Here is a 14,126-nt window from a genome sequence, read left to right as displayed (position 1 = left end):
GGTCAGGCTCCTTGCGGGTTCTGCGAATTCTGCTGGTTCTGCGGGTGGTGGCGCGGGTGGCCGAGCAGACGGTCGATGTCCGCCTCCTCGTATCCGAGTTCGGCGAGTACGTCCCTGCTGTGCAGGCCGAGGGTGGGCGGCGCGGTGCGCACCGCGGGGCGCTCGCCGCCGAAGCTGACGGGGAAGGCGACCTGCTGGAGCGGGCCCACGTCGGGGTGGTCGACCTTCTGGACCATGCCGAGCGCCTCGGTCTGCGGGCAGTCGTAGACCTCGTCGAGGGTGCGGATGGGGGCGACGGGCACACCGCGCGGCTTGAGCAGCGCGCACCAGTGGGCCACGGTCTCGTCGACGAGGACCGCCTCCAGCTTGGCGTTGAGGGCCGTGCGGTGGGTGACGCGGGCACGGTTGGTGACGAAGCGCGGGTCGTCGGCCCACTCCGGGTGGCCGAGCGTCTCGCTCAGGCGGCGGAAGAGGCCGTCGCTGCCGACGGCGATCACGAAGTGCCCGTCGGAGGCCGCGTAGGCCTGGTACGGCACGAGGCTCGGGTGGCCGGAGCCGAGCCGGGTGGGCCGCTCCCCGGTGGCGAAGTAGCCGGTGGCCCAGTTGATGTGCAGGGCGAGCTGGGACTCGTACAGGGAGGTCGTGACGTACTGGCCGCGTCCCGTGCGCTCCCGCTCGACGAGCGCCGAGGTGACGCCGATGAGGCCGAACAGGGCGGCACCCAGGTCGCCCATCGCGTAACCGGCCTTGACGGGCGGGCCGTCCGGCTCGCCCGTGAGGGACATCAGGCCCGCGCTCGCCTGGGCGACCATGTCGTACCCGGGCTCGTCGCGCAGCGGTCCGGTGTCGCCGAACGCCGAGATGTGGAGCAGGACCAGGCGCGGGTAGCGTTCGCTGAGGGTGCGGTAGTCGAAGACCTCGGCCAGGGAGCTGCCGGGGCGGAAGTTCTCCACCATCACGTCCGCGTCGGCGAGCATCCGGTGGACGGCCTCCTGCCCCTCGGGGGACTTGAGGTCCAGGGTCACCGAGCGCTTGTTGCGGTTGGCCGCCAGGTAGTAGGTGGCGTCGGGGCCGTTGAAGGGCGGGCCCCAGGCGCGGGTCGGGTCGCCGCCCTGGGGGTGCTCGACCTTGATGACGTCGGCGCCCAGGTCGGCGAGGGACATGGTGACGTAGGGACCGGCGAGGATCTTGGAGAGGTCGACGACCTTCATTCCGGCCAAGGGGGATGCGGGGCCGTGCGGGGATGCGGGGCCACGCGGAGATGCGGGGTCCAGCGGGGACGCGGGGCGGGGCTCAGCGGACATGTGCGGCGGACTCCTCGGCCGTGGCGAGCGGGATCTGTCCACCCTCGGCCAGTTCGGCCAGGTGGTCCAGGGCGGTACGGGGCAGGCAGTCCGGGTCGTCGAGGAGAGCCGCGTAGGCGCTGGACACCAGGAGCGCGCGGCCGTTGCCGGTGGTCCTCGCCTCGTGTTCCGCCTGGTCGTGCAGGAGCGTCGCCATGACGGCGTGCGTGAGCCGGTCGGCGTACCGGCCCATCCTCGTCTCCTGCTCCTGCGCCGGGAGTTCGAGCAGGGCATCGCCCTGCGCGCGGAGGAGTTCCCAGCGGTCCTTCGCCGGGCCGCGGTCGCCGTAGGTGTCGGCGAGCGTACGGTGGGAGCCGATGCGGCGCATACAGCGCAGCACGTCGAGCGCGATGACGTTCGATGATCCCTCCCAGATGGATCCGAGGTGGGCGTCGCGCACGAGCCGGGGGTTGACCCAGTCCTCGATGTAGCCGTTGCCGCCCCGGATCTCCATGGCTTCGCCGGTGACCGTGCGGGCGCGCTTGCACAGGGTGTGCTTGGCGAGCGGGGTGAGGACGCGGACCAGCGCCTGGGCCTGTTCGTCCCCGTCGTCGGCGGCCGTGAGGCGGGCCGCGGCCTCCAGGACCAGGCCGAGCGCGGCTTCCGTGTCGAGGATCATCGGCAGGAGCGTGGCGCGCATCAGGGGCTGGTCGAAGAGGGGCTTGCCGAAGACGTGGCGGGCGCGGGTGTGGTCGAGCGACTCGCGGACGGCGCGGCGCATCAGGGCGGTGGCGCGCATGGCGTTGGACAGGCGCGAGACGTTGAGCATCTCGGCCATCTGCCGAAATCCATGGGTGAGTCGGCCGACCGGGGTCGCGTACGCCTCCTCCAGGGTCACCTCGCCGCTCGCGATGGACTTCGAGCCGAGCTTGTCCTTGAGGCGGTCGATGCGGACGGCGTTACGGGTGCCGTCGGGCCGCAGCCTCGGGACGAGGAACATGCCAAGCCCCCGCGTCCCTTCGCCCTGCCCGGGGACGCGGGCCAGGGTGAGGATCACGTCGGCGGCGGGGTTGGACGCGAACCACTTCTTGCCGGTGAGCGTCCAGTGCGTGCCCCGGTCGGTGGCCAGGGTCCGCGTCAGGCCGACGTCCGTGCCGCCCTGCTGTTCCGTCATGAACATCGCTCCGGTGGCCCGGAGTCCGGGGTCCGTGGAGGAGAGCGCGGCGATCTCGGCGGCGTACCGCTCGGGGTCGAACAGGCGCAGGATGCGGGCGGCCGAGTCGGTCATCGACAGCGGGCAGGCCATGCCGAACTCGGACTGGACGTAGAGGTAGGACAGGGCGTACTTGACGGTGTGCGGGATCTTGGTGGGCCAGCCGTGGACGCCGGGCCGGTGGGACATCGCGGCGAGGCCGAAGCGTTCGTAGGCGATGGCGGCGGCGCGGTCGTGGGCCGGGTGGTACTCGATCGCGTCGACGCGGGTGCCGTCGGGGGCGTACGGGATCAGCCGCGGCGGGTGGGCGTCGGCGAGGGCGGCCTGCCGGTCGAGGTCGCCCGCGGCCAGCTCGCCGAGCTCCGCGAGCAGGGGCTCGACGCGGGCGCGGTCGTCGGCGGGCAGGAGGCGGTCGAGCAGGGGGCGCAGGGCGGGATCGCGGTCGGCGAAGTTCACGGGAGACGGCGAGGACACAGGTGGCTCCAGGTCAGGCGGGCTGTGCGGTACGGGGGTTGGCGGCTTCGGCGGTGTCGTCGGCCGGGTCGCCGGTGCGGGCCAGCAGGGGCAGCACGCCGACGAGGGTGAGCACGGTGTAGGCCAGGCCCAGGGCGACGACCGGCCAGATCGAGTCGAAGGTGGTGAGCAGGTACTGCGAGACGATCGGCGCGGTCCCGGCGAACAGGGTCGTGCACAGCTGGTACGACAGGGACATGCCGGTGTAGCGGACCTCGACGGGGAAGACGCGGGCGAGGATTCCGGCGAGCGCGGCGTAGTACATGGCGTGCGGGAAGGTCGCGAGCCCCATGCCGAGGACGGCGAGCCAGAAGTCGCCCGTCCCGACGAGGACGAACATCAGCGGCAGCAGGACGAATTCCGGGACGAGCATCCACAACACGGCCTTGCGCACGGGCCACTTGGTGGCCAGTACGGCGCCGAAGGGCTGCACGATCACCTGCACGACCAGGGCGAGCGAGATGACCGTGAGGAAGGTCGTGCGGTCGAAGTCCAGGTCGGCGGTGGCCCAGGAGAGGGCGAACGTCGTCTTGACGTAGGTGATCGCGACGCCTGCCGTGCCGGCGAGCACGCCGAGGAGGACCAGCATCGGGGAGCGCGTGAGCACTTCCTTGATGGGCAGCTTGATGGTCTTGTTGCGGGCCAGGGCGGCCTGCATCTCGGGGGTCTCGGCGAGCTTGAGCCGGATGAACAGACCGACGGCGACCAGGACCGCGGAGAACAGGAACGGCACGCGCCAGCCCCACGACTCGAAGGCCGCGTCGGGCAGTTGGGCCATGCCGAGGAAGGCGAGGGTCGCCAGGAGGTTGCCGACCGGGGAGCCCTGCTGGGCGAAGGAGCCGTAGAGCAGCTTGCGGCCCGGCGGGGCGTACTCGGTGGCGATGAGGACGGCGCCGCCCCACTCGCCGCCCATCGCCACGCCCTGGATCATGCGCAGCAGGACGAGGAGGATCGGCGCCGCGGCGCCGATCTGCGCGTATCCGGGGAGCAGTCCCACGCAGAACGTGGCGCCGCCCATCATGGTCAGGGTGGTGACCAGGGCTTTCTTGCGGCCGTACTTGTCGCCGAAGTGCCCGAATATCAGTCCGCCCAGGGGGCGGGCGAGGAAACCGACCCAGAAGGTGGCGAAGGCCGCGAGGGTGCCAACGGCCGGTGAGGCCTCGGCGAAGAAGATCTTGCCGAGCACCAGGGCCGACGCGGACCCGTAGATGTAGAAGTCGAACCATTCGATGGTGGTGCCGACGAACGCGGTGACGCCCGCGCGGCGCGCCTCGCGGGCGAGGGCGGGATCGGGGGCCTGAGGTGCCCCCGGGGCCGGGGCACCGTTCGATTCCCCGGGGGCCGGGGCGTCTTGCTGCATGACGAGCGTCCTCTCGTGGCGGCAGATCCCGCGACGGAGGGCGACGAGGTGGCGGGGCGGGGAAGGGAGCCGAGCGGCCGGCTACCGGTCCTCGCTCCGTCGCGAGACCTGGATCACTCTGCCCTGCGCCATTAGGAGGTGTCCAAGACCAATGACGGCCCGCACTGAGACGTCATCCAGCGGAATCCGGGGCGTCGGCGGGCACCGGCAGGACCTCCTCGGCCACCCGCAGCACCGCGTGCAGCGCCGCCGACCGGTTGCCGGTGCGCCAGCCGAGCGCGATGGGAAGCACCGGCACGTCGTCCCCGGCCAGCGGCCGGAACACGACGTGCTCCAGATGGATGTCGCGGGCCGACTCCACCACCACCGCGAGGCCCACGCCCGCCCCCACCAGGGCCAGCATGTTGTACGAGTCCGGGGCCTCCTGCACTATCCGGGGCGCGAACCCGGCCTCGTGGCAGGCCTGCACCATGGCCTCGCGCACCGCGGACTCACGTGACAGCGGGAACGTCACGAGGGGCTCGTCGGCCAGTTCGCTCACCGGCACCTCGGGGCGCGCGGCCAGGGGGTGGCTGTCGGGCAGGGCGAGCACGAGCCGTTCCATGCGCACCACGCGGGCGGTGATGCCGCGCCGCACGGGAAGCGCCACGAAGCCGATGTCCAGCGTCCCGTCGGCGACCCGCCGCAACGCCTCGCCCGTGTAGGTCTGCCCCTCCAGCACCAGCTCGATGCCCGGCAGTTGGGAGTTGACCGCGCGGGTGAGCAGCGGCAGCGCCGAGTAGCTGCTGGCCCCGGCGAAGCCGACGCTGACCCGGCCGACCTCGCCCAGATGCGCCGCCCGCACCGTGCGCCGTACCGCCGAGGCGTCGGCGAGCAGCCGCCGGGCGGGCTCCAGGAGCGCCTGTCCCGCGGGGGTGAGGCGGACGGTGCGGGTGGTGCGGTCGAACAGCTTGACCCCGAGGTCCCGCTCCAGGAGCTTGATCTGCTGGCTCAGGGGCGACTGGGCGATGTGCAGGCGGTCGGCTGCGCGGCCGAAGTGCAGTTCTTCGGCGACGGCGACAAATCCGGACAGGTGTCTGAGCTCCACGCCGGTGACGATACGGGGCCGTCCGCGACGGGTACGGATGCCCGCCACCGGCAATTCGCCTGATCGTCTTCCGCTGTCCGCGCCGATATGGGAGAACGCTCTGATGTGCGATGACGAACTGATGCCGCCGCGGGCGGACTTGACCGAGAAGCAGTGGCTGCGCGCCGATCCGCCGCTGGCCCGGGACCTCGCCGAGCGGTGGGGCCCGCAGGCCCTCACGCTGCACCGGCGCACGCTGCTGGGCGCTGCCGCCGCCGGAGCCGCGCTGGCCGCGCTGCCGTTCGGCGCGCGGCAGGCCGCGGCGGCGCAGGGCGTCACGAAGTTCCCGTTCCCCGACGGGCCCGACCACAACGGGGAGTTCGCCGTCCTGGTGACCGGCGACTCCGGCACCGGCGGCGAGGAGCAGCTGGCCGTCACCGAGGCCGCCCGGCGGGTGTGCCGTGCCGAGGGGATCTCGCTGGCCGTCGGCCTGGGCGACAACATCTACGAGAACGGGCCCGAGTCCGACCACGACTCGGAGTTCCAGGAGAAGTTCGAGACGCCCAACACCGGCATCGACGTCCCCTGGCTCATGGTCCTGGGCAACCACGACTGCTCGGGCCTGATCCCGGGCAGCGGCGGTGACCCCTCGCGCGGCGACCGCGAGGTCTCCTACGCGGCCTCCTCACCGCGCTGGTACATGCCCAGCCGCTACTACAACGTCACGCTGCCGCCCGCCGAGAGCCCGGGCCGCGGCGACCCGGTGGTGGAGTTCTTCGCCCTCGACACCAACCCGGTCGCCTCGACCGTCGCCCAGACCTCGTCCCACTACAAGTGGGACGGTCCCTACATGCGCGCCCAGCGCCAGTGGCTGGACGCCGCGCTGTCCGCGTCCCGGGCCCGCTGGAAGGTGGTCCTCGGCCATCACCCCTACCTGAACAACGGGAAGCACGGCAGCGCCGGTTCGTACGACGGCTTCGTGATCGGGCACTACACGAGCGGGGTCCACCTCAAGGAGCTGTACGAGCAGGTGGTGTGCGGCCGGGCCGACCTGATCCTGTCCGGGCACGACCACACCCTCCAGATCCTGGAGCCCACGACCCGCACGGCCGGCACCCGCCAGATCGTCTGCGGGGCGGCGGCCAAGTCCGGTGACGGCAGGGCGCACTTCGACCACCCCGCCACCTGGCAGAACTTCTCCGACGTGGGCTTCATGGTCCTGAAGGTCTCCGAGCGGGCCATGACCGTGGACACGTACACGGTCGACGTCCCGACGCGCACCGCGCGCCTGGCCCACACCACGACGACCTCCGACGCGGTGGCGGGCCGCGGCAGCGTGGGCTAGGACCGGGCGTTCCCCGCCACGTTCCTGGCCCACATCACCAGCGGAACCTGGAGCGGAAGGCGCCCGATCGCCGCGGCTCTGAGCGGTGCGGGTCGGCCGCGCCAGTCCAGGGCCATTTGTACGTTGGCGGGGAACACCCCCACGAAGAAGGCCGCCGTGGCCAGCGCCGCCGTGCGCCGGGTGCGGGGCAGCGCCACTCCGGCCGCCAGGGCCAGTTCGACCACGCCGCTCGCGTACGTCCAGGTGCGCGGCGATCCGGGCAGGACGCGCGGCACGGTGGCGTCGAACGGCTTCGGGGCGGCGAGATGAGCGACCCCCGCCCCGGCCAGCAGACCGGCCAGGAGCAGGGGGGAACGGGGTGCCAGCGGCATGCTGCCTCCTCGGGTGGGGACGGGAAGCAGACCTTACTCGACGGTAAGTACCGCGTCACCGGGCCCTGGAGGCGAGCCCGTCCAGCGTGCGGTCCACGAGGCGTCCGGAGCGGATGACGCCGGCCGCGAGGCGACCACGGCCCGCAGCGCCTCGGCCATGCCGTCCGCGCCCCACCGCTCGGGCCTGAGCCGCCCCCCGGGCAGGCGCCGCCTGTTGCGGAGGCGGCGCCTCTCGCCTCACAGCAGCCGGGCCCCGCGTCTCGCGAGATACCTGACCGGGTTGACGTCCGATCCATAGCCCCGCCGGGCCCGGATCTCCAGGTGGAGGTGGGGTCCGGTGGCCCGGCCGGTGGCCCCGCTGCTGCCGATCCGGTCGCCGGTGCCGATGCGGGACCCCTGACGCACCGAGATGCGGGAGAGGTGCCCGTACACCGCGTAGTGCCCGTCCCGCAGCCGCACCGTCACCGCCTTGCCGTACGCGCCCGACCAGCGGGCCAGGACGACGGTGCCCGCGCCGACGGCGTGCACCGGGGTTCCCTTGGGGACGGCGAGGTCGATGCCGGTGTGGTGCCCGGCGACCCAGTTGCCGCGCACCCCGTAGCGGGCGGTGACGCGGAAGCGCCGGCGCAGCGGCAGGGCGAATTTGCCGGGAGGTCCTTGGGGGGCGAGCGCGCGGGTCTCGGGGATCGCCTCGTCGGCCTCGGCGAGGGCTTCCTCGAACTCCTGGTCGTAGCCGGCGCCGCAGCCGCCGTCGGACTCCGCGGCGGCGGCGTGCGGCGCCGGTCCCGCCACCGTGAAGGCGCCGCCGGCCATGAGGACCGCGGCGACGCTCAGTACGTCACGTCGTGTGGTGCCCGCTTCACGCGGGCTGTCTATGTCGTAGCCCATGACCGCAAGGACACTGGCGCCGGGCCCGGCGCGCACGCCGAATGCGCCGCTTGGCGTAACGCTTTCGGCGCCCGCGCCGCGGTCAGTCGGAGGCCGGCCGGTACACGGTGAGCGCCTCGGGGAGTTTGTCGAGGAGCAGCGCGGAGGGCGCGGGGGCCAGTTCGCCGTCGTACGCCATCTGTGTGTCCTCGGGCAGCCCTGAGATGACCAGGCGCTGGGACTTGGCGGACGCGTACAGCCGGGTCTTGGCGAGCTGGCCGGCCAGCGCCGCGACCAGCAGGCGGGTGCGCGCGAAGCGCCCGCCGTGCGCGATGCGGACGTCGAGCACCCCGTCGGCCAGGTCGTGTCGGCGCACCGGGGCGATACCGGCGCTGCGGTAGGCGCCGTTGCCCGCGAAGAGCAGCCACATCGAGCGGGTCTTGCCGTTCACCACCGCGCGCAGCGGCCGCCCGGTGTGCAGGATCTGGGCGACGCCGAGCAGCGCGGCGGGCGGACCGCCGACCTTCGGGGACCATTCCTCCCTGATGCGTACGAGCTCGGGGTAGGCGCCCAGGCTGAACGTGTTCAGGAAGTACACCGGCTCGGAGGACGTCCGGCCGTCGGGACCGGCCCCGGCCAGCGGCTTGATCCGGCCGACGTCGGCCCGTACGGCACTGCCCTCGACGAGGGCGGCGCAGGCGTCCGCGACCGTGTCGACGCCCAGGTCCGCGGCGAAGTGGTTGAACGTGCCGCCGGGCAGCACCAGCAGCGGCACGTCGTGGCGCAGGGCCGGGGTCACGGCGGCGTTCACCGTGCCGTCTCCCCCGCACACCCCGAAGACCCCGCCCCGGCGGGCGGCGTCCCTGGCCGCTTCCTCCAGGACCTTGGGCAGCGGCCCCGCCTCCTCCTCGTACAGCACGACCTCCGCACGGGGCAGGGCCGTCTTCAACTGCCGGACGGGGTCCATGAGTTGCGGCTGGGCGCCGGAGGAGGGGTTCACCACCACGACGAGGCCCTCGCCGTCCGGGAGCGCGGGCGCGTCCGTACGGGGGCGCGCGGGCGGCGGCATCTGGGCCCTGGAGGGCACCATGCCGCGCACCGCGTAGGCGGCGCCCACGCCGAGGGCCGCGCCGACCAGGACGTCACTGGGGTAGTGCACGCCGGTGTAGACGCGGGAGAAGGCCACCGAGACCGCGACCGGGGCCACGGCCGCGCCGAGCCCCCGCGACTCGAGGGCCACGCCCGAAGCGAAGGCCGCCGCCGACGCCGCGTGCCCGGAAGGGAAGGAGCTGGTGATCGGCTGGTGGGCGAGGTGCCGTATCACCGGCACCGTGTCGAGGACCGGCCGGGAGCGGCGCACCGCGCTCTTGCCCAGGGTGTTGACCGTGCCCGAGGCGAGGGCCAGGGAGGCGACGCCGCGCACCGCCGCGCGCCTGCCGCGCGCACCGCCGAACGCCCACATCCCCGCGGCGATGCCGAACCACAGCAGCCCGTGGTCGGCGCTCCGGCTCAGCCGGGGAAGCACCGGCTGCGCCGCCGGCCAGGAGCGGGCGGCCACGCGGTGGAACGCGAGCCGGTCGGTGGCGCCGAACAGTCTGCGCAGGTGCGGCCTAGGGAGATCACTCATGAAACCCGTATACCCCCGCACGCCGTTCGCATCGCGCACATCTTGCGCGGCCACTGTGACGTTCACTTCAATCAGTCATATGGCAGCCCCTCGCCCCACCTCACCGCAGCGCCCGCCATCGCCGGAGCGGGAACCCGCCCCCGAGCTGCCGCCGACCGCGTGGGCCGTGCTCGGTCTGCTCTCCTTCCCCGGGGAGCGGACCGGTTACGAGCTGAAGAAGTGGGCGGACGCCTCGCTCCGCCACTTCTACTGGTCGCCCGCCATCAGCCAGATCTACGCCGAGCTGCGCCGCCTCGAAGCCCTCGGGTACGCCACGTCGCGGCGCTCGGGCCCCGAGGAGCCGCGCGCGAAGCGGTCGTACGCCATCACCGCCGAGGGCCGTGCGGCGCTCGTCGGGTGGGCCGGGGGCGCCGCGGACGCGGGCCCGCCCGTCCTCAAGCACCCGCTGCTCCTGCGGGTCTGGCTCGGGCACCTCGCGGCGCCGGAGCATCTGCGGGCCCTGGTGGCCGAGCACATCGCGCACACGCGCGGCGAGCTGAAGGAGGTGCGGGACGCGCTCGCCCGCGCGGACGGGCAGGAGGCGTGGACGCATCCGCAGATCGCGCTCCGCTGGAGCGGGCGGCGGCTGGAGGCGGAGATCGAACTGGCGGAGGCGATGCTGGCCGATCTCGCGGAGCCGGCCGGGCCTGCGCCCTCCGCCCGTGCGGGAACGACGGGTCCCACTCCCCCCGGTCAACCCCCGGGGGACTCGCCCACCCAGGGGTGACGTTGCCTGCCGCGCGGGGCCCGCGACCGGTAGGACGGGCGGGGTCAGCCGACCCCGCCGTATGGAGCAGTGCACCTGTGACTACCCGTGCCGTCCTTGTCGCCGCCGTCATCACCGGGCTGCTCCTCGGGATCGTGGGAAGCAGAACGGACGACTCCGATGCGTCGGGGCACCCCCGTACGGGCGGTTCCGTCACGGAGGCGGGCCGTTAGGCTGCGACCTTGCCGCGGGAACCTCCTCCCCCACTCTCGGCTTCGCCCGAGCGGGGGGGGACCCCCATCGCCCCGCGGCCACCGAGCCGCCGTCGACGGAAGCGAGTGAACCTTGAACTTCCTCACCATCGGTCATCGCGGGGTCATGGGTGTCGAACCCGAGAACACCCTCCGGTCCTTCATCGCCGCGCAAGCCGCGGGCCTCGATCTCATCGAGCTCGATCTGCATCTGAGCAAGGACGGCGCCCTCGTCGTCATGCACGACGCCGACGTGGCCCGTACGACCGACGGCAAGGGTCCGATCGCCGAGAAGACCCTGGCCGAGCTGCGGGAGCTCGACGCGGGGCGCGGCGAGCGCATCCCCGTCTTCGAAGAGGTCCTGGACGCCGTGAAGGCGCCGCTCCAGGCCGAGATCAAGGACGTGGCCGCCGCCCGCGCCCTCGCCGAGGTGATGCACCGCCGCGATCTGGTCGGCCGCGTCGAGGTGATCTCCTTCCACGACGAGGCGATCGCCGAGATCGCGCGCCTCGTCCCGGGCGTCCGGACCGCGCTCGTCGCGAGCCGCTACGGCACCGACGTCGTGGAGCGCGCCACGGCGGTCGGCGCCACCACCCTCGTACTGAACATCAGGCGCCTGACGCTCGAGGTCGTCGAGCGTGCCAGGAAGGCCGACCTGCGGATCATCGGCTGGGTCGTGAACACGCAGGACGACCTGCGGCTGGTGCGCGCGCTTCAGTTGGACGGGGCGACCACGGACTATCCGGAGATCAAACGGACGGGCCGCTTCACGGCGTGAGGATCACGGTGTGAGGATCACGGCGTGAGGAAGCCCCCGCTCAGCCGAGGGGCTTGTCCGGCAGTTCCTTGACCAGCAGCTCGAACTCCAGGTCGTCCCGCTGCGGGATGCCGAACCGCTCGTCGCCGTACGGGAAGGGAGTCATCTTTCCCGTACGGCGGTAGCCGCGCCGCTCGTACCAGGCGATGAGGTCGTGGCGTACGGAGATCACGGTCATGTGCATCTCCTTCGCGCCCCACGCCTCCTGGACGGTCCGCTCGGCCTCCGCCATGATCACCTTGCCCAGGCCCGCGCCCTGGAGCGCGGGGCTCACCGCGAACATCCCGAAGTAGGCGTGCTCGCCGCGGTGTTCCAGCTGGCAGCAGGCCACGACCTCCCCGTCGCGCTCCACGGTGAGCAGCTTGCCGGCGGGCGACTTGATGACGTCGACGACGCCCTGCGGGTCGGTCCGCTGCCCCTCCAGGATGTCCGCCTCCGTGGTCCAGCCGGCGCGGCTGGAGTCACCGCGGTACGCCGACTCGATGAGCGCGACGAGTACGTCGACGTCCGCGTCGGTGGCATCCCGGAAGGTGAGGTCGCTCGTGCTGGGGCGCGGGGCGGTGTCCATGGGGCGGGTTCTCCGATCTCTCTGGCCCACCGCTGTCGGGCGCGGCGTGGGCGAGGCAGCGTCGAGCGTATCCCCCCACTAAGGTGCGGCTGCATGGTGCATGTACTGAGCAGCAGGATCCTTCTCCGCCCCACCGACCCCGAGCGCTCCCGCGCGTTCTACGGCGAGGCGCTGGGCCTCTCCGTCTACCGCGAGTTCGGCACGGGCCCCGAACGCGGCACGGTCTACTTCCTGGGCGGCGGCTTCCTCGAGGTCTCCGGCCGCTCGGACACCTCACCGGCACCGGGCCTCCAACTGTGGCTACAGGTGGCGGACGCACGGGCGGCGCACGCGGAGTGCGTGGCGCGGGGCGTGGAGGTGGTCCGTGAGCCATTGAAGGAGCCCTGGGGCCTGGTCGAGATGTGGATCACGGACCCGGACGGCGTCAAGATCGTCGTCGTCGAGGTACCGGAGGACCATCCGATCCGGTACCGGCCCGGGATCTGAGGACGGCAGGCGTTCGCCCCTCCTGCGCCTACCTGCGCCTACCACCCTGACCTCTTGTTATCTCTAGACCGGTCGGTCTATTGTCCGTGTGTGACCAAGACACGCAGTGACACCCGCGCCCGCATCCTGCGCACCGCCGCCGAGCTGTTCCAGCGGCAGGGCTATGGCGCGACGGGGCTCAATCAGGTGCTTGCGGAGAGTGGCGCTCCCAAGGGGTCGTTGTACTTTCACTTTCCGCAGGGCAAGGAGCAGTTGGCCGCCGAGGCCGTGGCGCTCGCCGGGGGTGAGATGGGGGTGCGCATGGCCTCCGTCGTGGGGGCCGCGGGCGGGGCTCGGGAGGCCGTTGTCGGGGTGGGTGAGTTGCTTGCCGAAGGGCTGCGGGGCTCCGACTTCCGGGACGGGTGTCCCGTTGCCACCGTCGCGCTGGAGCAGGCCGGGGGCGAGGGGCCCATTTCTGAGGTGTGCCACGTCACCTACGCGTCGTGGGTGCTGGGGTTCGCCGACGCCTTGCGGGGATGGGGGGCCGCCGATGACGAAGCCGACGAGCTCGCCGAGCTCGTGATGTCCTCCTTGCAGGGGGCCCTCCTTCTCGCTCAGGTGCGGCGCGACACCTCTGTCCTTTCGACGGTCTCCCGGCGCGTCGCCGCGGTCGTCGTGCAGAGCCTCGAGCAGCAGAGCCTCGAGCAGGAGACAGGAGCGCAGTCGTGAAGGTTCGTCATCTCAACTGCGGGTCCATGCTGAAGATCGAGGCCACCTACGACGGGCCGCCGCCCTTGAACGCCGTGTGTCATTGCCTGCTGGTGGAGACCGACACGGATGGGCTCGTACTCGTCGAGAGCGGGCTCGGGCGAGCGGATGTGCGGCGCCCCCTCGCATCCCTCGATCCGGAGTGGGCCGAACTTGCCGCCCCGGAGCTGGACTTCGCCGAGACCGCGCTCTCTCAGGTCGAGCGGCTGGGCTACGCCGCCTCCGACGTGCGGCACATCGCACTCACGCACCTGGACGTGGATCACAGCGGCGGTCTTCCCGATTTCCCCGAGGCGCGGGTGCACCTCATGGCCGCCGAACTCGACGCGGCGCTCACCGAGGCGCCCAGCCGTCGCTATCGGCCCGCGCACTGGGCCCATGGCCCGCGCTGGGAGACGTACGAGGAGAACGCGGGCGAGGAGTGGGCCGGATTCGCCGGGGCCCGCCCCCTGGCCGGGCTCGGCGAGGACTTCCTGATCGTGCCGCTCGGCGGGCACAGCGCCGGGCACGCCGCCGTGGCCGTACGGGGTGATCGCGGGCGGTGGCTGGTGCATGCCGGGGACGCGTACTTCTACCACCGGGAGATCGCGCGCCAGGAGCCGCACTCGCACCCCCTGATGGACATCATCCAGCTGGACGCCCAGGTGGACGCCGAGCTGCGGGTCGCCAATCAGGAGCGGCTGCGGGAGGTGGCCACCCGTTCGGACGAGTTCACCGTGCTCAACGCGCACGACCCGTGGGACTATCTGCGGCTCGCCGGGGCAGGCGGCTGATTCGACGGTTCGGCGGTAGTCGTCCGGCGGATCGGGGTACTCGGGTGCCTCGCCCGGCGCATCCGAGGTGCGCCGGGCCACCCCTCGTCGGAGG

15 protein-coding genes are annotated in these 14,126 nt (G+C 72.5%); 7 read left to right on the top strand and 8 right to left on the bottom strand.

Annotation, left to right across the window (positions count from 1 at the left end; genetic code table 11):
* Positions 1-2: 2 nt before the first annotated feature.
* The 4 genes from ACZ6ZP_RS36960 to ACZ6ZP_RS36945 all read right to left on the bottom strand — a co-directional run bounded on the left by ACZ6ZP_RS36960 (position 3) and on the right by ACZ6ZP_RS36945 (position 5,456).
* Entirely contained in the window at positions 3-1,304 is a 1,302-nt protein-coding gene (locus tag ACZ6ZP_RS36960) for a CaiB/BaiF CoA transferase family protein (protein ID WP_469410177.1), read from the bottom strand.
* Entirely contained in the window at positions 1,294-2,970 is a 1,677-nt protein-coding gene (locus ACZ6ZP_RS36955; protein WP_469410176.1) for an acyl-CoA dehydrogenase family protein, read from the bottom strand. Before ACZ6ZP_RS36955 ends, ACZ6ZP_RS36960 begins: the two co-directional genes overlap by 11 nt.
* Before the next feature lie 13 nt (positions 2,971-2,983).
* Complete coding sequence (locus tag ACZ6ZP_RS36950; RefSeq protein ID WP_399983449.1) at positions 2,984-4,369, bottom strand: MFS transporter; 1,386 nt, start codon at positions 4,367-4,369, stop codon at positions 2,984-2,986.
* Between the two features lie 172 nt (positions 4,370-4,541).
* Entirely contained in the window at positions 4,542-5,456 is a 915-nt protein-coding gene (locus ACZ6ZP_RS36945) for a LysR family transcriptional regulator (RefSeq protein WP_351171536.1), read from the bottom strand.
* 103 nt (positions 5,457-5,559) lie between these two features.
* On the opposite strand from ACZ6ZP_RS36945, the gene ACZ6ZP_RS36940 reads away from it, so the two are divergent.
* A complete protein-coding gene (locus ACZ6ZP_RS36940; RefSeq protein ID WP_351171539.1) occupies positions 5,560-6,780 on the top strand; it encodes a metallophosphoesterase in 1,221 nt (406 codons plus the stop codon).
* Here ACZ6ZP_RS36940 and ACZ6ZP_RS36935 read toward each other — a convergent pair.
* The 3 genes from ACZ6ZP_RS36935 to ACZ6ZP_RS36925 all read right to left on the bottom strand — a co-directional run bounded on the left by ACZ6ZP_RS36935 (position 6,777) and on the right by ACZ6ZP_RS36925 (position 9,645).
* Positions 6,777-7,151: a DoxX family protein gene (locus ACZ6ZP_RS36935; RefSeq protein ID WP_469410175.1), complete on the bottom strand. Its 375-nt coding sequence runs from the start codon at positions 7,149-7,151 to the stop codon at positions 6,777-6,779. The two genes, ACZ6ZP_RS36940 and ACZ6ZP_RS36935, sit on opposite strands and share 4 nt — an antisense overlap.
* Positions 7,152-7,388: 237 nt before the next feature.
* Positions 7,389-8,039 carry a M23 family metallopeptidase gene (locus ACZ6ZP_RS36930; protein ID WP_351171545.1) on the bottom strand — a complete coding sequence of 217 codons (651 nt, stop codon included), beginning with the start codon at positions 8,037-8,039 and terminating at the stop codon, positions 7,389-7,391.
* A gap of 82 nt (positions 8,040-8,121) precedes the next feature.
* Positions 8,122-9,645, bottom strand: coding sequence for a bifunctional phosphatase PAP2/diacylglycerol kinase family protein (locus ACZ6ZP_RS36925; protein ID WP_351171548.1), 1,524 nt, complete (start codon positions 9,643-9,645; stop codon positions 8,122-8,124).
* 79 nt (positions 9,646-9,724) lie between these two features.
* On the opposite strand from ACZ6ZP_RS36925, the gene ACZ6ZP_RS36920 reads away from it, so the two are divergent.
* The 3 genes from ACZ6ZP_RS36920 (at position 9,725) to ACZ6ZP_RS36910 (ending at position 11,419) form a co-directional block, all read left to right on the top strand.
* On the top strand, positions 9,725-10,411 hold the full coding sequence (locus ACZ6ZP_RS36920) for a PadR family transcriptional regulator (protein WP_469410174.1): 687 nt from the start codon (positions 9,725-9,727) through the stop codon (positions 10,409-10,411).
* A gap of 77 nt (positions 10,412-10,488) precedes the next feature.
* Entirely contained in the window at positions 10,489-10,623 is a 135-nt protein-coding gene (locus ACZ6ZP_RS36915; RefSeq protein ID WP_351171553.1) for a hypothetical protein, read from the top strand.
* 112 nt (positions 10,624-10,735) lie between these two features.
* The gene (locus ACZ6ZP_RS36910; protein WP_351171556.1) at positions 10,736-11,419 is read left to right on the top strand and encodes a glycerophosphodiester phosphodiesterase; all 684 of its coding nucleotides are present in this window, start codon (positions 10,736-10,738) and stop codon (positions 11,417-11,419) included.
* 40 nt (positions 11,420-11,459) lie between these two features.
* On the opposite strand, the gene ACZ6ZP_RS36905 is transcribed toward ACZ6ZP_RS36910, so the two are convergent.
* Positions 11,460-12,026, bottom strand: a complete 567-nt coding sequence (locus ACZ6ZP_RS36905; RefSeq protein ID WP_469410173.1) for a GNAT family N-acetyltransferase — start codon at positions 12,024-12,026, stop codon at positions 11,460-11,462.
* A 93-nt stretch (positions 12,027-12,119) separates the two neighbouring features.
* Between ACZ6ZP_RS36905 and ACZ6ZP_RS36900 the strand changes: the two genes are divergently transcribed.
* The 3 genes from ACZ6ZP_RS36900 (at position 12,120) to ACZ6ZP_RS36890 (ending at position 14,032) form a co-directional block, all read left to right on the top strand.
* Positions 12,120-12,512, top strand: coding sequence for a VOC family protein (locus tag ACZ6ZP_RS36900; protein ID WP_383825264.1), 393 nt, complete (start codon positions 12,120-12,122; stop codon positions 12,510-12,512).
* A gap of 90 nt (positions 12,513-12,602) precedes the next feature.
* Positions 12,603-13,220 (top strand): TetR/AcrR family transcriptional regulator, encoded by a 618-nt coding sequence (locus tag ACZ6ZP_RS36895; RefSeq protein ID WP_351171564.1) that lies wholly within the window; start codon positions 12,603-12,605, stop codon positions 13,218-13,220.
* A complete protein-coding gene (locus tag ACZ6ZP_RS36890) occupies positions 13,217-14,032 on the top strand; it encodes an MBL fold metallo-hydrolase (protein WP_469410172.1) in 816 nt (271 codons plus the stop codon). Before ACZ6ZP_RS36895 ends, ACZ6ZP_RS36890 begins: the two co-directional genes overlap by 4 nt.
* Positions 14,033-14,126 lie beyond the last annotated feature (94 nt).

Source organism: Streptomyces sp. NPDC054047 (genome assembly GCF_055585065.1).
The sequence above is the reverse complement of the archived record's forward strand: the minus strand, read 5'-3'. Positions and strand labels throughout refer to the sequence as shown.